18 protein-coding genes are annotated in these 17,069 nt (G+C 43.8%); 13 read left to right on the top strand and 5 right to left on the bottom strand.

Translation table 11 applies throughout. The features are described from left to right. Positions 1 to 256: 256 nt before the first annotated feature. From NFS34_RS00845 to NFS34_RS00835, 3 genes are all read left to right on the top strand, one after another. On the top strand, positions 257 to 1,117 hold the full coding sequence (locus NFS34_RS00845) for a hypothetical protein (protein ID WP_251357948.1): 861 nt from the start codon (positions 257 to 259) through the stop codon (positions 1,115 to 1,117). Positions 1,118 to 1,151: 34 nt separating this feature from the next. After that, positions 1,152 to 2,582, top strand: coding sequence for a S8 family serine peptidase (locus tag NFS34_RS00840; RefSeq protein WP_251357947.1), 1,431 nt, complete (start codon positions 1,152 to 1,154; stop codon positions 2,580 to 2,582). 218 nt (positions 2,583 to 2,800) lie between these two features. Then, positions 2,801 to 3,535 carry a class I SAM-dependent methyltransferase gene (locus NFS34_RS00835; protein WP_376707948.1) on the top strand — a complete coding sequence of 245 codons (735 nt, stop codon included), beginning with the start codon at positions 2,801 to 2,803 and terminating at the stop codon, positions 3,533 to 3,535. 60 nt (positions 3,536 to 3,595) lie between these two features. On the opposite strand, the gene fabB is transcribed toward NFS34_RS00835, so the two are convergent. From fabB to NFS34_RS00820, 3 genes are all read right to left on the bottom strand, one after another. After that, complete coding sequence (fabB, locus tag NFS34_RS00830; RefSeq protein ID WP_251357945.1) at positions 3,596 to 4,813, bottom strand: beta-ketoacyl-ACP synthase I; 1,218 nt, start codon at positions 4,811 to 4,813, stop codon at positions 3,596 to 3,598. 30 nt (positions 4,814 to 4,843) lie between these two features. After that, complete coding sequence (fabA, locus tag NFS34_RS00825) at positions 4,844 to 5,389, bottom strand: bifunctional 3-hydroxydecanoyl-ACP dehydratase/trans-2-decenoyl-ACP isomerase (protein WP_251357944.1); 546 nt, start codon at positions 5,387 to 5,389, stop codon at positions 4,844 to 4,846. Between the two features lie 394 nt (positions 5,390 to 5,783). After that, positions 5,784 to 6,647 (bottom strand): DUF4097 domain-containing protein, encoded by an 864-nt coding sequence (locus NFS34_RS00820; protein WP_251357943.1) that lies wholly within the window; start codon positions 6,645 to 6,647, stop codon positions 5,784 to 5,786. Between the two features lie 289 nt (positions 6,648 to 6,936). Here NFS34_RS00820 and NFS34_RS00815 point away from each other — a divergent pair, with 289 nt between their 5' ends. From NFS34_RS00815 to NFS34_RS00795, 5 genes are all read left to right on the top strand, one after another. Then, positions 6,937 to 8,865: a DUF885 family protein gene (locus NFS34_RS00815; protein WP_251357942.1), complete on the top strand. Its 1,929-nt coding sequence runs from the start codon at positions 6,937 to 6,939 to the stop codon at positions 8,863 to 8,865. A gap of 194 nt (positions 8,866 to 9,059) precedes the next feature. Beyond that, positions 9,060 to 9,431 (top strand): DUF6249 domain-containing protein, encoded by a 372-nt coding sequence (locus NFS34_RS00810; RefSeq protein ID WP_251357941.1) that lies wholly within the window; start codon positions 9,060 to 9,062, stop codon positions 9,429 to 9,431. A gap of 9 nt (positions 9,432 to 9,440) precedes the next feature. Next, positions 9,441 to 9,983, top strand: coding sequence for an RNA polymerase sigma factor (locus tag NFS34_RS00805; RefSeq protein WP_251357940.1), 543 nt, complete (start codon positions 9,441 to 9,443; stop codon positions 9,981 to 9,983). Positions 9,984 to 10,007: 24 nt separating this feature from the next. Next, positions 10,008 to 10,307 carry a hypothetical protein gene (locus NFS34_RS00800; RefSeq protein WP_251357939.1) on the top strand — a complete coding sequence of 100 codons (300 nt, stop codon included), beginning with the start codon at positions 10,008 to 10,010 and terminating at the stop codon, positions 10,305 to 10,307. Positions 10,308 to 10,531: 224 nt separating this feature from the next. Next, positions 10,532 to 11,173, top strand: coding sequence for a peroxiredoxin-like family protein (locus NFS34_RS00795; protein WP_251357938.1), 642 nt, complete (start codon positions 10,532 to 10,534; stop codon positions 11,171 to 11,173). A 42-nt stretch (positions 11,174 to 11,215) separates the two neighbouring features. On the opposite strand, the gene NFS34_RS00790 is transcribed toward NFS34_RS00795, so the two are convergent. Next, positions 11,216 to 12,070 (bottom strand): folate-binding protein YgfZ, encoded by an 855-nt coding sequence (locus NFS34_RS00790; RefSeq protein ID WP_251357937.1) that lies wholly within the window; start codon positions 12,068 to 12,070, stop codon positions 11,216 to 11,218. A gap of 198 nt (positions 12,071 to 12,268) precedes the next feature. Here NFS34_RS00790 and NFS34_RS00785 point away from each other — a divergent pair, with 198 nt between their 5' ends. Beyond that, on the top strand, positions 12,269 to 12,532 hold the full coding sequence (locus tag NFS34_RS00785; protein WP_251357936.1) for a succinate dehydrogenase assembly factor 2: 264 nt from the start codon (positions 12,269 to 12,271) through the stop codon (positions 12,530 to 12,532). 156 nt (positions 12,533 to 12,688) lie between these two features. Beyond that, the gene (locus NFS34_RS00780; protein ID WP_251357935.1) at positions 12,689 to 13,006 is read left to right on the top strand and encodes a hypothetical protein; all 318 of its coding nucleotides are present in this window, start codon (positions 12,689 to 12,691) and stop codon (positions 13,004 to 13,006) included. A gap of 20 nt (positions 13,007 to 13,026) precedes the next feature. Here NFS34_RS00780 and nadB read toward each other — a convergent pair whose 3' ends face one another. Further along, positions 13,027 to 14,616: an L-aspartate oxidase gene (gene nadB / locus NFS34_RS00775; protein WP_251357934.1), complete on the bottom strand. Its 1,590-nt coding sequence runs from the start codon at positions 14,614 to 14,616 to the stop codon at positions 13,027 to 13,029. A gap of 244 nt (positions 14,617 to 14,860) precedes the next feature. Between nadB and rpoE the strand changes: the two genes are divergently transcribed. From rpoE to NFS34_RS00760, 3 genes are all read left to right on the top strand, one after another. Further along, the gene (gene rpoE, locus NFS34_RS00770; protein ID WP_251357933.1) at positions 14,861 to 15,502 is read left to right on the top strand and encodes an RNA polymerase sigma factor RpoE; all 642 of its coding nucleotides are present in this window, start codon (positions 14,861 to 14,863) and stop codon (positions 15,500 to 15,502) included. A 225-nt stretch (positions 15,503 to 15,727) separates the two neighbouring features. Next, complete coding sequence (locus tag NFS34_RS00765) at positions 15,728 to 16,408, top strand: sigma-E factor negative regulatory protein (RefSeq protein WP_251357932.1); 681 nt, start codon at positions 15,728 to 15,730, stop codon at positions 16,406 to 16,408. A gap of 134 nt (positions 16,409 to 16,542) precedes the next feature. After that, positions 16,543 to 17,016, top strand: a complete 474-nt coding sequence (locus NFS34_RS00760) for a SoxR reducing system RseC family protein (RefSeq protein ID WP_251357931.1) — start codon at positions 16,543 to 16,545, stop codon at positions 17,014 to 17,016. The last annotated feature ends 53 nt before the right edge of the window (positions 17,017 to 17,069 follow it).

Here is a 17,069-nt window from a genome sequence, read left to right as displayed (position 1 = left end):
AAAAAAAATAATTATTGTGAGTTTCTTCACGTCTTAAAAATTCCTTTGGTTTAGAGCTTGCGAGTTAAGAAGATTAGAGTTACAAATTAACGGTGTTGTTTAAAACGCAACACCAAAATTATAATACACATAGCTGAAGGAAAATCAATTCTGGTACTGTTTCTGATACGGTCATTCCTTACTGCATGGATTCTGCGCATTGAAAAAGTGGCTTGGTTCTATCAAGCTAAATTCTGACAATTTTTTGGAGGTCGAAATGTCGATTAAGAAAAAAATATTACCAGTTGCCTTAGCTGGAGGCGTCGCTCTTATGGCTGGTTGTGGGTATTCGGATTATGTGGGACACCCTGGACACAAAACGCAAAAGGAAGCACATCTTAATAATATACGTGTAACCATTGTAGAGTATGAAGATGATTGGAATGGCTCTTACGTCTATTCCGCCAAATACAACAACCGTAATTGGCAAAAGCCTAATTTCCAATTTAAAAATACTATCCAAACCTATCGCAATGAAGTTGTAAACTCAGCCGCTTCTCGTCCAGGCGTCTTTACTGATGCGGATTATTTTAATAAAGCAACCGGTTTCTCTGGCGGTCAATATCTTAAGTATTGGAAAGCAATTGATACCGATCCTGATGCGGACGGTTTTATTGATAACTTTGATCAATCTGCACCTTTAAATGCTGATGGCGAGTGGATTGAACCTTTCTTAATTATCGCTATTGCTGAGCCAGAAGTAGAAATTGATTCTTTTGATTGGGATCTACAGTCTCAAGTTAAAAACGCAACCGAGTTGTTTAATGCTCTGGTGCAAAACGGTGGTAACTTAAATGGCTTAGAGTTAAACATTAATGCTATTAAGTTTGATCGTAATAAAGTGGACGTTGCTCCCTACAAAATCTCTGTAGATATCAACGGCACTAACAACCTTGGTGTTTTATTTAGAAACCAAGCTTCTTCTGACGATGTGATGCAGGCTATTCTTGATAACACAACTGATCTACAACCTGTGGATCTCGAGTTGTATTTTGATAATGGAATGAGCATCAAAATACCAGAGAAGTTTAAAGTCGTCTTTAACCATAAAGTGGTTTCGAAATTTATCAATGAGTAATCTAACTGGTTATTTTATTAAGAGGTAAAACATCATGAAAACTAAGTTTAATAGAAAACTATTGGTTACTCTATGCTCAACAGCATTGTTAGGAACCACCCAAATTGCGTTGGCAGAACAAACCTATGACGTTATTGTAAAGCTGAAAAACCCTAATGCACCTTTTGCCATTTCAGCGCAAAGCGCGCAGCGAAATGCAACGCCTGCGAGCCGCGCACAATTTTTCCGTTCGCAAGCGCAAGTGCGAAAATCTGCGGTACAGTCTTATGCTCAGAAAATGAGAATCAAGCCAAATCATGTTTATGACACTGCTTATTTTGGTTTCTCAGCAAAAGTAACTAAGGCACAAAGAGATGCCTTGCAAAGCGATCCCAATGTGGAAGCCGTTTATGAAGATGTGATGTATCAGTTGTTGCATCCAGCCAACAATAAACAAAGTAAAACTTACAAGAAAAAACGTAAGTTAATCGATTGGCCGCAAGTAGTACCGCAAGCGCCAATGGATTCTGGCTCCTACGCTTCTAGCTACAAAGGTAGCGGCCAGCACGTTTATGTGCTTGATTCTGGTGTTGATACGCACCAAAACGACATCAAAGACAATATGGGATTATCCTATGCGCCAGTGTTCTGCTTTAAGCCAAGCGATAGTCGTTTGTGTCCTTTACCGTTTTCAGATGATAACGGACACGGTACTCACGTGGCAGGAACTGTTGCCGCAGCTGATAACGCTATCAACAGTTTAGGCGTTGCTCCTGAAGCGACTATCCATGCTGTGAAAGTCTGTAACTACACAGGCTCTTGCCCAGGCTCGGCGATTTTAGCCGGTTTGAACTGGTCAGTGTTTGATATGCTAGGACGCGGTGAAGCAGCGGTGGCTAACTTGAGTCTAGGTGGCGGTGATGGTAGCGATGCTGGCACTTGTGATGAAACTGGCTACACCGGTGATCATTTTGTGGCCGAGACTTACTGTAATGCGGCTCATCAAGGTATGGTCATTGTCGTGGCAGCGGGTAATAGCTCAGCGGATGCGGCTGGATTTAGCCCAGCGCAATTTGACTCTACCATTGCGGTAAGTTCTTACACCAGCTATGACGCTGACTTTGATGAAGTGGTCTTTAGTGGCTTTAGTAATTACGGTGAAGGCCCTAATAGTTGGAGCAGTGTTAATTCGGGCGTTATTACCATTGGTGCTCCGGGTAACAGTATTACATCACTGAACCGCACCCATGCTAATACACTACTAAGTGGTACTTCAATGGCATCGCCGGCGGTTGCTGGAGCTGCTGCTTTAGTGATGGAAAAATATACCCAAAGCTTAGATTTTTCTGCACTGCAAAATGTGCGTCAAATGCTAGTGGATAATGCCATCTATCCTTCGTTCGTGACTGATGATGATGAAGATTTTGATTATCCTCACGCCGAAGGTATTCTAAACGTAAGATTTTTGGAAGATGATGAAGAATAACTTTTTACTATAGGAGTTACAAAAAATGCCTCCATTGTGAGGCATTTTTTATTTTTGACAGCAAGCCAATTTTCGCGTTTTAATAATAGATTAATAAAACCAGAGCTAACCTTGGTGGTTATCCATTATTTTGAGGTTAGAAAATAACTTAACACTCAGGAACAAGCATGAAAAAATCATTAACCGCTATTGTATGTTTAGGTCTATCAATTACCGTTATGGCAGATCCGATAGAACATCATGAGGTTTCGAGCGAACTCGAATCTGCTACCTGGAAATCCAATATTTCTCAAGCTATGAAATCTGAAATACGGGATGAGAAAGACACTAAGCGCGACGCTAATCGAAAGCCCATTCAAACTTTAGAATTTTTCGGTTTTGCAGATGATATGTCAGTCATTGAATTAATTCCAGGCGCTGGTTGGTACACCAAATTATTGGCACCAGCTCTTGCTGAGCGAGGCCAGTATTATGGTGCTTTGTTTACCCGCCGTATTGAAGAAAACTTAAAGGATAAAGCCGGTTTTGAAAAAATAAAGGTGCTTAGCGTCGAGGCTAAAACCAGTCGTGATCAAGAAACCCGTTTAAGTAGCATCGAGCCTTTCGAGTTTGAGGTTGAGCCTGTGGATATGGTATTGACCTTCCGTAACTATCATAATTTTGATAAAGCTGGCCGCATGAATATCAACAAGGCGGCTTTTAAAGCCTTAAAATCCGGCGGTATTTATGGGGTGATTGATCATACTCGTCGCCATATGACGCCATTTAGTAGCGAACAACGCCGCCGTATTGATCCGGTGTTAGCAATTAAGGAAATTCAAGCGGCGGGTTTTGTGTTGGTAGATTACTCTAATCTTCATTATCGCCCACAAGACGACTTAACTCAGGAAGTAGGGCATGAATCAGTAACTGGGCAAACGGATCGTTGGACACTGAAGTTTAGAAAGCCCTAAAATTGAGAAACAAAAAAAGGCGCTATGTGCGCCTCTTTTTTTGTGAGCAAGAAAGGTCGGCTAAACCTTTTCAAACAGCAAGGAACAGTTGGTGCCACCGAATCCAAAGCTGTTGGATAGGAAGCTCTCAATATTGGCCTCGTCAATACGCTCGCGAACAATGGGTAAACCTTCGGCTTTTTCGTCGAGCTGATTAATGTTGGCAGAAGCTGCGATAAATTTATTCTTCATCATGATCAGGGAATAAATCGCTTCATGCACGCCTGTTGCCCCAAGCGAATGACCCGCTAAAGATTTAGTTGAGCCGATATAAGGTAGCTGTTCTGCGTCTGCGAACACCTCTTGAATCGCTTTTAATTCGGCGGTATCACCAACTGGCGTACTGGTGCCATGAGTGTTGATATAGTCGATCGGCTGCTTGGCGTTGGCTAGTGCCATTTGCATACAGCGCACCGCACCTTCACCCGATGGAGCAACCATATCGTAACCATCAGAGGTTGCGCCGTAGCCAGTAATCTCAGCGTAAATATTGGCACCGCGTGCTTTGGCGTGTTCGTACTCCTCAAGCACTAAGCAGCCGCCGCCAGAGGATATCACAAAACCATCGCGGGTAGCATCATAAGGTCGCGATGCAGTTTCAGGGGTATCGTTGTACTTACTCGAAAGGGCGCCCATAGCATCGAACAATACGGTTAAACGCCAGTCCTCTTCTTCGCCGCCGCCAGCAAACACAATGTCTTGCTTGCCCAATTGGATTTGCTCATAGGCATTGCCGATACAATGCGCACTGGTGGCACAAGCCGATGTGATGCTGTAGTTAACCCCTAAAATTTTGAAAGGCGTCGCTAAACAAGCCGAAGTGGTACTGCCCATGGTTTTTGGAACCGCGTAAGGCCCAATCCGCTTAGGTCCACGCTCTTTGGCAATATCGATCGATTCGACTTGAGTGCCTTGCGAGCCGCCGCCAGAGCCCATGATCAGGCCCGTACGAGGATGTGAAACCTGCTCATCGGTTAAGCCTGCGTCGTCAATGGCTTGTTGCATAGCAATATAAGCATAAGCCGCCGCATCACCCATAAAACGCAGTTTTTTTCGGTCAATATGTTCGCTGACGTCGATATCGGGTTTACCCGCCAAATGGCTACGCAGGCCATGCTCTTCATAAGCTTCTATTTTCTTGATCCCTGAACGGCCTTGGAGCAAAGATTCGGCCACTTCATCAACCGAATTTCCAAGGCAAGAAACGACTCCCATGCCAGTGACAACAACTCTTTTCATAGTTAAACCTTAACTGTTGGTATTTTAGGGCTAGAAATCATCGGTAGATTGGAACAAACCAACCCTTAAATCTTTAGCCGTATAAATTTCACGATCATCTACCAACATACGCCCGTCGGCAATGACCATCTTTAATTTTCGCGTAATGACTCGTTTGATGTCGATAATATAAGTCACAAGCTTGGCTGTGGGAAGTACTTGGCCAGTAAATTTAATTTCCCCGGCGCCTAAAGCACGGCCTTTGCCAGGGTGGCCCAGCCAAGGCAGAAAGAAACCTGAAAGCTGCCACAAGGCATCCACTCCAAGGCAGCCGGGCATTACTGGATCCCCTTTAAAGTGACAACCAAAAAACCACAAATCTGGGGTTATATCCAGTTCTGCTACAATTTGACCTTTATCGAAGGCGCCGCCAGCTTGCTGAATTTTGGTGATGCGATCCATCATTAACATATTGCCGATTGGCAGTTTAGCGTTTCCCTCACCAAACATTCCACCTTCGCCACATCGTATCAACTCTTCTCTACTAAAAGATGAAGGGCCGTGTTTTTCGGTGGAGTCTAATTTTACCGCATGCATATTGTTTGCCTTGGCTTTGCGCCTAAAGTGGTTGGCCTTGCTGGATTTGCCTTGAATTGACAAATTCAAACGCTTGGCTGTATTGAAAGATTGGCTATTATGCCTAATTTAAAGGATGAATCTGGTTGGATCAGATTATATTCAAACGCTAACTGTGAATTGATCGTGCTTCAAGAGGCAGCATTCGCCGAGCCGAGAAGGGAATTTAAAGGATAAACGGAGAAGGATTAAAAAAGCCCTAGCGAGCTGCTAGGGCAAAAGCCAAAGCGTAGCGCAGAAAGTCAAGTTGACCCGACTGCGGAAGGATAAGCAATAGGATGAACAATGTCCTCCTATTGTCGCTATGACTTGCTAGGGAATCGGAATAAGCAGCTCAAAAGCGGCTATCGTTTCGCTACTTAATAACTACTTTGCCTTTAATATCGTCGCAGGTATCTACTTCGCCTGAACCATCATCTACAGTTAGATCCGCTCCTAAGTGGCAGGCATGAACCGAGCCAGAGCCATCGTCGATATAAACCTTTTTGGCGACGTTGGTGATTTTGATATCGCCAGAGCCGTCTTCAATTTCGGCTTCACCTGTCACCTGATCAATGATCAGCTTGCCGGAGCCATCTTCTACATAGAGATCGCCTTCGACGTCCGTTATGCTTAAGTTTCCTGAGCCGTCATCTACCTCTAAGTTGCCCCTAATGTTGGTGATTTCTAAGTTACCTGAACCATCGTCAACCTGCAGGTGTCCTGCAATATTGTTAATTTCAATATCACCAGAGCCGTCGTCAATAAAAACATCGGCTTTAAGATTGCTTAGCTGCATCGAACCAGAACCATCGTCAACCTCTAGCGACAAATGTTGTGGCATGGTCACCACTAGATCAATCTTGCGCTCATCGTTCCAGCCAAACCAGCTTGAACCTAGTTTTTTAGCAGTGGAGCAGTCAGAGCGTTTATTGTAACTAAAGGTGGCGCAGAGTAAGGCTTTACCCTTAACTTGTTTTAATGACAAATCCATATAATCCTGCATCCATTGCTCCGCTTCGTCTTTATCAACACCATCAATGGTAATTCTCGCTTCAACGGCTATTTGTGTTGCGCCCGGTTTACCTTCGATGCTTAGCGAGCCTGCGCCTACGTCCACAATAAACTCATCAAGTCCGTTAACATCAAGGCTTAATTGACGCTGCGTATCTAGCGACCATAGAGCCGTACTGAGCGTTAATAAGCCTGCGGTTGCTATGGTTTTAGCTAATCTATTCATAATTTCCCTCGCTGAATGTAAGAGTTTTGTTCAAAGATATTAAATTAAAGATACTGTTAAGATGGTTTTTGGATGCAAAGGGTTTAGTAGTTCTATCGTTTTTTTCGTAAAAGTTATGGTCACAAGCCAGTAAAACTCTAAATTCTAGCTATTCAGGAGGAGTAAAGATCGAAGAATAAGGCACTTAATCAATGTGAAAAGTATTGAAAAGAGTGAGCTTGTGAATTGCGATTTCGTTAAGACAGGGTATTATAAACGGCAATTATTATTAAAAGACGGAGAATCCTAAGTGCAATCCATTAAGCTTAAGTTGACTGCTATCGTGGTAACCAGCCTGTTATTGATTTCATGTAACCAAGATCAGAAGTCGAACCCTGATAGCAAATCCCAGAATACTCCTCAGAGCGATAGCGCGGCGGTAGAAAAAGCTGATGCGATTAGTCAAGATGCTAGCCAGCCAGTAGAAAATACTGTGGTTAAAGCTGAGCAAGCTAAGCCGGAAACGCCGCTCTACAAGCTTAGTGAAGCGGATAAAGCTAACCAGATCTATAAAAACTATTGGCAGCGCCATTTGCAGCTAAATCCAATTATGGCAACGTTCCAAGGCGACAATCGCTACAACGATAGATTGGGGGATTTTGGTTCGAAAGAAGGTTTGGCCATACGCAAAGCTTTTAACCAAGAGTTTCTGAATAAAATTAATCAAATCGATGCTTCAAAGTTGTCGGGACAAGATTTACTCAGCTATCAAATTTTTAAGGACGAGCGATTGGCGGAAAAAGCCGCTGAGCAGTATCTTGATCATCTGCAGCCTATCCAGCAATTCTATAACCCTTTTAATTTCTTCGCGATGTTAGGTTCTGGTCAGTCCGCACAACCTTTTAAGACAGTGAAAGACTACGAAAACTGGCTTAGTCGACTATCCGAATTACCAACAGCAGCGGACACGGCGATTGGCAATATGCGTCAAGGAATTGAAAAAGGGGTGGTGCAACCTAAGGTACTAATGGTCAAGGTACTACCTCAACTGCAAGCGCATCTAGTTGATGACGTGGAAAAGAGCTTGTTTTATGGGCCAGTGAAAAACATGCCAGAGAGTTTTTCGTTGGAAGATAAAAAACGTTTGTCCAGTGCTTACGTTGAAGCGATTAAATCGATCGTAGTTCCAACCTATCAAAAAATGCACGACTTTATCGAAAAGGAATATTTACCAGCGGCGAGAGATACAGATGGCATGGTGGCGCTTCCCAACGGTAAAGATTGGTATGCCTTCAAGGTTAAACAAACTACCAGTACCGATTTAACTCCTGATCAAATCCATCAGATTGGTTTGGATGAAGTGGCTAGAATTCATCAAGAAATGAAAAAAGTGATGCAGGAGGTTGAATTTACTGGTTCTATGCAGGAGTTTTTTGAATTTACCAAAACCAACGATCAATTTATTTTTAAAGATAAACAAGCGATGCTGGATGCCTATGAAAGCTTGCGCGAAAGCCTTGATGCAGCGGCGCCGAGTCTATTTAAAGTGATTCCTGAAGCGCAGTTCGAGATCCGTGCGGTAGAGCCATTTCGTGAGCAGTCGGCTTCGGGAGCCTCTTACCAGAGTGCTTCGCCAGACGGTAGCCGCCCTGGAATTTTCTATGTAAATACCTATGATTTATCGGCACGCCCTAGCTGGGCGGTCGAATCTTTGTATTTGCACGAAGCCGTTCCTGGCCACCACTTCCAACTCTCTACCCAACAAGAGCTAGAGGATATTCCAGACTTTAGGCGTTTTGGCGGAACCACTGCTTATATCGAAGGGTGGGGCTTGTATGCAGAGTCTTTGGGTAAAGAGTTGGGTGTCTATACGGATCCTTATCAATACTTTGGTGCTTTAAGTGCTGAATTATGGCGCGCCATTCGCTTGGTGGTGGATACCGGTTTACATGCTAAAGGCTGGACTCGTGAGCAAGTATTAGAGTATATGCAAATGAATTCACCTGTCGCTGAAGCGCGGCGTGTGTCGGAAGCGGAACGTTTTATGGCGATCCCCAGTCAGGCACTAGCCTATAAGATTGGCCAGCTGAAAATTCGTGAACTTAGAAATTTAGCGGAGTTGGAGCTGGGTGATAAGTTCGATGTTCGAGAATTTCACTACCAAGTGTTAAAAGACGGTTCTTTGCCGCTGAATATTCTTGAGTCGAAAATTAAGAGTTGGATTGAATCCCATAAATAGCGGTTTATGGAAAGTTGCAATACCTAGAAAACAAAAGAGCCGCCAAGCGGCTCTTTTTGTTTTCTAGTCGATACTAATGGTAATTAGCAGTTTTTGGTGAATACTAAAAATAATTGCATCCAAATAGAGGGTAGCCATGCTCATATAAGCAACTAGAGGTTATTTCTTATTTATCGATCAAAAAGAGGTTTATTATGGGTGAAGAACTTTGGATTCCAATTGTGATGTTTATTTCGTTGGCGGCGGTTATCATCAGCTTTTTTTATTATGGCCACAAAAACAAGCTCGCCACCATGAAAACGGTGCAAAAAGCGGTAGAAAATGGCTCCAACTTAACGCCAGAACTGCTGGAGAAGCTTAGCCATAGCAAAGCGGTTCAACCTCCGCGAATTAAAGATCTACGCCGAGGTATTATTTTATCAGCATTAGGTGTTGCTGGAGTTGTGGCGAGCTTTATGTTTAGCTCTCCAGAGCCAAAAGAATTTTTTAGAATTATTTCCTTATTGCCTTTATTTATTGGCGCTGGTTTCTTGTTGGTGTGGAAACTTAATCGTTACAACGACTAACCATTGGGAATGAATTTAGCATCCAAAACGGATCTTGAGCTGGTGGCTTTGGCCATCAGCGGTGATGAGCAGGCGCCATTTAGTCAGTTAGTGGTGCGTTATCAATCAATGATCCGGCAGTTTCTAAGGCGGCTCACCGCTGGCGATCAGGCGCAGGCGGATGATTTAGCACAAGAGACATTTCTAATGGCCTATCAAAAGTTACATACTTTTAAAGCTACCGGCAGTTTTAAATCTTGGCTTCATACCATCGCGTATCGCTTATTTTTGCGACATATACAAAAGCATCCGCTGCTGCAGCTTGACGAAAATCAGGCGATACTGGTTAATAATCCGCAGAGTGAAATTGAAGCGGATCTATTAGCTGAAAAATTAATGCAGGTTTTATCTGCGGATGAAAGGGTGGTGATGACTTTATTTATGTCAGCGGCCATGAGCCATTCCGAGATTGTGGCAGTAACCCAAATACCGTTGGGGACTGTTAAATCGCACATTCAACGTGCTAAAGTAAAACTTCATAAATTACTCGATAGAAGCCAATTGGTGGCTTGAAGAGTAATTTGATAAGGTGATTTTATGTTAGAGCAGTTATTACAATATCATCAAAAATTAATTCCCGATGCTTTCGTGCAGGCGCTAATGGCTCGAGTTGAAAAGCGTTTGCAAAGACGTATCTGGATCTTAGGTGGCTTTGCTTGTCTTGGAGCGATGGCCGCGGTCTATGCTGTCGGTAGCGCTAGTCGGTTTGATTGGTATCAAGCTTTGCTTGGCGCTTTTAGCAGTAGTGGCATGATGCTTTTTAGCGCCTTGGCGGCGATGATGCTATTGAGCTTGCTAGTTATTTGGTTATTCATTGATGACATCGAGATCTATTAAACGCTGTTATTCTTAGTAACATGTTACACCCTGTGGTTAACCCAAATTCTGATTCAGCTGAAAGCCGCTTGTTAATTATTCCGATTTCGTTTTTCGCTCAAATTAAAAACATTCAGAACTTCACAAGCCAAAATTTTCGTCAATTGTCTGTAACGATCTCAGTCGATAGCTATCTAAACAAGACTGGTTTAAGCTATTAAAACAACTTGAGAAGGGTTATTACCATGAAAACCATTAGCTATTTAATCATTGCTCTAATGATCGGGTTGGCGTCGTTTGTTGCAAGCGCCGAACAAAAAGACTTTATTGCGGAGATGCCAACGGATATTCGTCCACTATTAATTGGAGAAACCATTCCCGAGGTTACCCTGTTTGATGCAGCGGGTAGCCCAGTCAATTTACGCCAGTTGGCAGCAAAAAAACCAACAGTAATATTATTTTATCGCGGTGGTTGGTGTCCTTTTTGTAATGCTCAATTAAGTCAGTTACAAGAGATTGAAAAAGACTTGATTGAGTTAGGCTATCAGTTGGTGGCGATTAGCCCTGATACGCCAGATGCATTAAAAAAATCGATTAGTGAACGCAAACTTAAGTATCAATTGATTTCGGATTTTAATTTACAAGCGACTCGCCAGTTTGGTTTAGCATTTTATATTCCTAAGACCTACAGCAATAAGGTGAAAGCCATTGGTGGGAAAACCCAAACTTTAGCTGGAGATGAGCGAAGCATTTTGCCGGTGCCAGCAGCTTTTGTTTTAGATACCCAAGGTGTTATCCAATTTGAATACATCAACCCCAATTACAAGGTTCGTATTAAACCCGAGTTATTGTTGGATGCGGCACGTTACGCTCTAGAAAAAGACTAACAAAGCTAGCCTCATCTTAGCAATATAGGAGCGCACCAACGATTAAGTGGTTAGCGTCACCGCTGTGTTATCAATATAAAGGTCTTGCTCCAAGGCCTTATCGCTCAAGCTGGCTAGCGCTATGATTTGGCTGCCGACTTGGGCGCTGTAAATAAGCTCACCAAGCTTTTTATCCGCTTGATTGTTGACCTCGGTTACCGGTGCAATCAAGCTGGAGTTCAGTTTTAGTTTGTGAGCATGAGTCTTAAGGTTGCCGCGGTAATGCATTCGAGCGACAATTTCTTGTCCGGTATAGCAGCCTTTTTCAAAGTTGACGCCGCCTGCTTGAGGTAAGCCAATGGAGTGGGGTAACAGTTTTTCGATAGTTTCAGCAAAAACCATTGGGATCGCGAGTTGGATCTGCGCAAAGTTCAGCAGGTGCTGTTGTTGCTCAGCGATTTCCGTGGAGTCTTTAAGCTGATTAAGAAGCTCTTGTTTATCGGCAGGCTCGAGCAAATGCAGGTTAAGCTTACCGATAGTTAAAGTCTTTGAGTCAGGATCGACACTCAAATGCTGGCGATTGGTAGCTGGCTGTTGACTAGCCACAAGAGCAAGAGACTGGTCCTGATCTATGTTGACCTGAAAAAATACCGCATATTTAGACAAGGTCGCTTGGCAGTGCTCGATTACGTTTTGCGGCATCAGTAACCAATAATCGTCTTGTATTTTGAGCACATAAAAAATCGCGTGTAGCCTGCCTTGCACATTACAATAGCCGCCTAATTGCGCTTGCTGCTCGGTAACCAGTTCCATGTCGGCGGTGATTTGGCCTTGCAAGAATTTCTTGGCATCGGTTCCTGCGATCCTCAGCAGACCATAGTCCTCAATGGTTTGATAATAGGCAGTAGTGTTATTCATGGCTGTTTTGTTGTGGACTCTTGGCATTAATGGAGTTTGGCTTAAAGCAACTAACAGGATTTTACTGATAATTTTAGTGCTTTGATAGTTAAGCGGTTATAATAGTTCGAAATATTGGGGTCAATTTTATTTTTTAAAGCCAAGGCTAACACCAAGCGTTAGCGCCAAAAACTATGATCAACAGAATGATGACCAACCATGACTAAAGAGTCTCAAGATAATTATAAAGCCTTATTATGGGCCAGTCGTCGCGGCATGTTAGAGTTGGATGTGATTCTAACGCCTTACCTAGAGCAGCATTATGCCGCTATGTCGGCAAGCGAGATCAAGTTGTTTTCTGACTATCTGCAACAGGACGACCCGGATCTTTACGCTTGGTTGATGGGGTTTGAAACGGCAAAATCTGAATTTTCAGAGCTGACCGCTAAAATTCGTCAGTTTATCGAGCAGAGAGTGAATTAGTTTTTATTTAGGCAGCAGCAAGGAAGCCGATTGCAACTCTACCTTCATTTCAAAATCCCTAAGCAGAGTTTGCGCTGGATACTCGTCTGTTGGTTATTAATTGCCTGTGTTCCACTGGTATTGAGGGTTTTATCAATAGTTGAGGTAAATAGCTGTATGCTCATCGCGATCAGCAGTGGCGTGTTGGCGCTGGGTTATGTCCATTGGTGGTGGCTAAAACGCAGCTTTAAATCACTTAAAGGACTGAGCTTTAATGGCAGCGAATGGTTCTTGTTGGATGCCCAAGGACATAAAGTCATGATCGAACTATTAGCCAACACAAGACGCTTTAAACACTGGGTCTTGTTGCACTACCGACATAAGTCACCCCATTCCACAAAACGGTTTAAAAGATCCAGCCTGTGGCTGCCGCGAGATTGTTTTGCTGATAAGGATTACCGGGATTTGTCGCGAACCCTAGGTTTTATAAGTTAACGCGATTTGGACGCAAAAGTTTAATAAGGATTTAGCTTAGTTTCTACAGCGTTTTCTAACTTATCGGGATAATCGAGGGTAAAGTGAAGACCGCGACTTTCTTTGCGTTGCAAGGCGCAGCGCACAATCAACTCCGCCACTATGACCAGATTACGCAGTTCGATTAAATCGTTGGAGACTTTAAAGTTGGCATAATAATCGTGGATCTCTTGCTTTAACAATTCGATCCGACTTAAGGCCCGTTGCAAGCGCTTATCGCTGCGTACGATACCCACATAATTCCACATCAATTGTCGCAGTTCATGCCAATTGTGGTTCAGTACCACTTCCTCATCTGAGTCGGTCACTTGGCTATCGTCCCAATGAGGTATCTGGCTATTTAAAGTTACTTGCGACCACTGCTGCTCGATATTTTCTGCTGCCGATTGGGCAAAAACCAAGCATTCCAATAGCGAGTTACTGGCCATACGATTAGCCCCATGCAAACCGGTATAAGCCACTTCGCCAATTGCGTAGAGTCCTGCCAGATCGGTTTGGCTATTAAGATCGACCATCACGCCGCCGCAGGTATAGTGTGCGGCTGGTACGACAGGGATTGCATCGGTAGTCATGTCGATCCCAAACTCCATGAGTTTGGCGTAGATGGTGGGGAAGTGCTGTTTGATGAAATCGGGGTCTTTATGACTGATGTCGAGATAAACACAATCCACGCCAAGCTTTTTGATTTCATGGTCAATGGTTTGCGCCACTATATCCCGCGGTGCCAATTCGCCGCGTTTATCGTATTCATGCATAAAGCGTTCGCCATTCGGACGGCGTAATACTGCGCCTTCGCCACGTAAAGCTTCAGTGATTAAAAAACTGCGGGCTGCTGGATGATAAAGACAAGTGGGGTGGAATTGGTTGAATTCTAAGTTGGCAACAGAGCAGCCAGCGCGCCAAGCCATGGCAATTCCATCGCCACTGGCAACGTCAGGATTGGAGGTATAAAGGTAGACTTTGCTAGCGCCGCCAGTAGCCAGAATAACAAAGCGCGCGCTGATGGTTTCGACCCGATCATGAGTCAAGTTAAAAACATAGGCACCAAGGCAACGATTGGCTTGATGCTTGTTTCCCAGTTTGTGCTCGGTAATTAAATCGAGCGCTATGTAATGTTCCAACAAGGTGATGTTGGCTTCGGCACGAACCGCAGCGACTAGGGTGGTGGAGACAGCTTTACCTGTGGCATCGTCCGAATGGATAATGCGCCTTTGGCTGTGACCGCCTTCGCGGGTTAGGTGGTATTCTTGATCTTGCTTACTAAAAGCCACCCCCCGATCAATCAGCCAATGGATTGCTTCGGTGGAATGTTCCACGGTAAAACGTACCGCCGCTTCCTTACAGAGCCCGCCACCGGCAATCAGGGTGTCTTCCACATGCGAGTCGACACTATCATTTTCATGCAATACCGCGGCAATACCCCCTTGGGCATAGAAGGTTGAGCCTTCGGTGACTTCGGCTTTGGAAAGCACTGTGATGTTGCCAAGATGGGCTAAGCGTAGTGCTGCCGATAAACCCGCTGCGCCGCTTCCAATCACTAAAACGTCAGTGTGATGCTCTATAGCGCTCATGAAAGAATTGCTTGCGAAAAGAGTAGGTGATTGATCATAGAGTATTTTTTTTGGAACTTTTTATCCCACCATTGGGTCATTAATAACGGATAATAAAAAAATAGCAATGGTTCACAGTTTACCAGCAAATGTATCACAAGCAGTGCATGACGCCTATTGATTCAGACCAACAATGCTCAAGTTTTGTCGGCGTAGTTTTGCTTTATCCGAATAAGCGTTTAAAATTAACATAAGAATAGTAACTATGAAGGCAAAAGCCATTAAAAGTGACAACACCAAATTAAATCTGGGTGCTAAACCTGAGCCCAACCAAGATCAGAGCCTAGTCGCGCGGGTTCAGGCAGGTGACAAGTCGGCCTTTGATCTGTTGGTACGAAAATATCAGCACAAGATCATGAATCTTATCTCGCGCTTCGTGAAAGATGCTGACGAGGTGATGGACGTGTCGCAAGAAGCCTTTATTAAAGCCTATCGCGCCTTGCCTGGCTTCCGAGGCGATAGTGCTTTTTATACTTGGCTCTATCGGATCGCCATCAATACCGCCAAAAACCACCTAGTTTCCAAGGGCCGTCGGCCACCCGGCTCCGATATCGATGCGATCGAAGCTGAGCAGTACGACGGTGGCGATGCGCTACGCGATACTGGCAGTCCGGAGCGTTTAATGTTCCGCGATGAAATCCGAGAATTGATTTTTTCAACCATTGATGAACTGCCAGAAGATCTAAAAACTGCAATTAGTTTGCGTGAGATGGAAGGCATGAGTTACGAGGAAATTTCTGAGGTGATGGACTGTCCGGTAGGCACGGTTCGCTCACGAATTTTTCGGGCACGTGATGCCATCGATCAGAAGATTGCTCCTTTGTTAGAGCAGGGTTGGCGTTCATAAGTTATTTAGTTTAGGCGGGGAGTAAAGGGTTAATCGAAAGTTTATTAAGGTAAAAAGTGCTGTTTTTAGCAAATTGACACGATTATTTACATTTTTTGTGAACTTTTTACCAAAGCATAAGTCAATTGATTAACAAAAATACACTTTAGTAACACTAGTAGTACCGTTTTCCATTAATAACTTTTTGTTTTTAATGGAGATATTAAAAAAATAGAGGTCTAGCGGTTGAAATTTAACGATACAGAGTTCAGTTCAGCAGAAATTGCCAGTAAATACCTTGATGGCGATATCCAATCCGATAATGAGTGGTTGCAACTGACTGACGACATGCAAGCGAAACAAGCTTTCGAGCGCTATCAATTAATTGGCGGTTTGATGCGCGAAGAAGCCATCAGTCCAAAAGTGTCGATTGCCGATCAAGTGATGGCCGCTCTAGATAAAGAAGCGACCATCTTTGCGCCTAAGTTTGCTCCTAGTTCCTCGGATCAAGCTGATGATAACAGCTCGCTGGAGGAAACCGCAGCCGAAACCACGGTGGTCAGTTTCCCGCGCAAGACAGCCAAAACGGTTGGTGGTTTTGCGATAGCGGCATCTGTAGCTTTAGTCGCCTTGATGAGTACCGGTAATATTACGCCGACGGAAACTATCCAGCCGCAAACTCTAGCGGCAACTCAAGTCAAAGCGCAGCAGCCCAATCAACAAGCCCAACAGCAAATGGCCTTGTTCAATCAGGCGCGTAACGCCCAAGGCCTACCAGTAATTCGTACCGTTTCTAATCAAAAGGCTCTAGCCATCAGCGTGCCAGTGGAGGATGTGGTTAGTGAACCAAATAAAGTTGAAATGCAAAAACAAGAGATCGAATTAGGAAAAGATAGCAAAAAAGAGGAAGCTGAAGCGAAAAACTAGCGCGGCTTTGCTTATTACTGCCCTCTTAAGCAAATAAAGCCTATAATACCCATTATTATTAATGGGTATTTTTTTGCCCCAAATTAGCCTCTAGCTAAATCGAATGGCAACCACTAACTGGTGATGAAACCTTTATGCTGACAGAAACGGGTCAAGTTGTAGAAATCAAAGGTGAGACCGCTTGGGTACAAACCTTAGGCAAAACTTCGTGCAATAGTTGTCAAGTTAATAGCAGTTGCGGCACGGGAATTATCAGCAAGGCTTTTGGCGAAAGATCCTTTATTACGCCGATGACCAATCAACTTAAAGCCCGAGTAGGCGATCAAGTTGAAGTCGGGATCCCTGAAGATTTGGTGGTGAAAAGTTCTTTTCTGGTTTATTTGCTTCCTTTAGCGTGCATGATGTTAACGGCTTTTTTAAGTCGCTGGTTGTTTGCAGCTTTAGCCGAACCCTATGTCATTGCAATGGCCCTAATGGGACTCTTGTTAGGCTTTTATGGAGTTAGGCTGATTGGACAAAAAAACAGCAAAAACAAACGTTTAGAGCCAGTTTTGTTAAGAATTGTCAAGAGACCGATAGCCGTGAAACAGATCGAAACATCTTCTTAGAATAATCGGTTATCTAATGGGAACCCATTGAAAAACAGGCTCTCAAACCCTAT

Source organism: Kangiella sp. TOML190 (assembly GCF_023706045.1).
In the GTDB taxonomy this organism is placed as follows: Bacteria; Pseudomonadota; Gammaproteobacteria; order Enterobacterales; family Kangiellaceae; genus Kangiella.
Note: the sequence above shows the minus strand (reverse complement) of the source record. Positions and strands in the feature narration are given on the sequence as shown.

Coding starts and splice junctions, on each gene's coding strand:
- NFS34_RS00845 (WP_251357948.1), top strand. CDS start 257: ATGTCGATTAAGAAAAAAATATTACCAGTTGCCTTAGCTGGAGGCGTC.
- NFS34_RS00840 (WP_251357947.1), top strand. CDS start 1,152: ATGAAAACTAAGTTTAATAGAAAACTATTGGTTACTCTATGCTCAACA.
- NFS34_RS00835 (WP_376707948.1), top strand. CDS start 2,801: ATGGCAGATCCGATAGAACATCATGAGGTTTCGAGCGAACTCGAATCT.
- fabB (WP_251357945.1), bottom strand. CDS start 4,813: ATGAAAAGAGTTGTTGTCACTGGCATGGGAGTCGTTTCTTGCCTTGGA.
- fabA (WP_251357944.1), bottom strand. CDS start 5,389: ATGCATGCGGTAAAATTAGACTCCACCGAAAAACACGGCCCTTCATCT.
- NFS34_RS00820 (WP_251357943.1), bottom strand. CDS start 6,647: ATGAATAGATTAGCTAAAACCATAGCAACCGCAGGCTTATTAACGCTC.
- NFS34_RS00810 (WP_251357941.1), top strand. CDS start 9,060: ATGGGTGAAGAACTTTGGATTCCAATTGTGATGTTTATTTCGTTGGCG.
- NFS34_RS00805 (WP_251357940.1), top strand. CDS start 9,441: ATGAATTTAGCATCCAAAACGGATCTTGAGCTGGTGGCTTTGGCCATC.
- NFS34_RS00800 (WP_251357939.1), top strand. CDS start 10,008: ATGTTAGAGCAGTTATTACAATATCATCAAAAATTAATTCCCGATGCT.
- NFS34_RS00795 (WP_251357938.1), top strand. CDS start 10,532: ATGAAAACCATTAGCTATTTAATCATTGCTCTAATGATCGGGTTGGCG.
- NFS34_RS00790 (WP_251357937.1), bottom strand. CDS start 12,070: ATGAATAACACTACTGCCTATTATCAAACCATTGAGGACTATGGTCTG.
- NFS34_RS00785 (WP_251357936.1), top strand. CDS start 12,269: ATGACTAAAGAGTCTCAAGATAATTATAAAGCCTTATTATGGGCCAGT.
- NFS34_RS00780 (WP_251357935.1), top strand. CDS start 12,689: ATGCTCATCGCGATCAGCAGTGGCGTGTTGGCGCTGGGTTATGTCCAT.
- nadB (WP_251357934.1), bottom strand. CDS start 14,616: ATGAGCGCTATAGAGCATCACACTGACGTTTTAGTGATTGGAAGCGGC.
- rpoE (WP_251357933.1), top strand. CDS start 14,861: ATGAAGGCAAAAGCCATTAAAAGTGACAACACCAAATTAAATCTGGGT.
- NFS34_RS00760 (WP_251357931.1), top strand. CDS start 16,543: ATGCTGACAGAAACGGGTCAAGTTGTAGAAATCAAAGGTGAGACCGCT.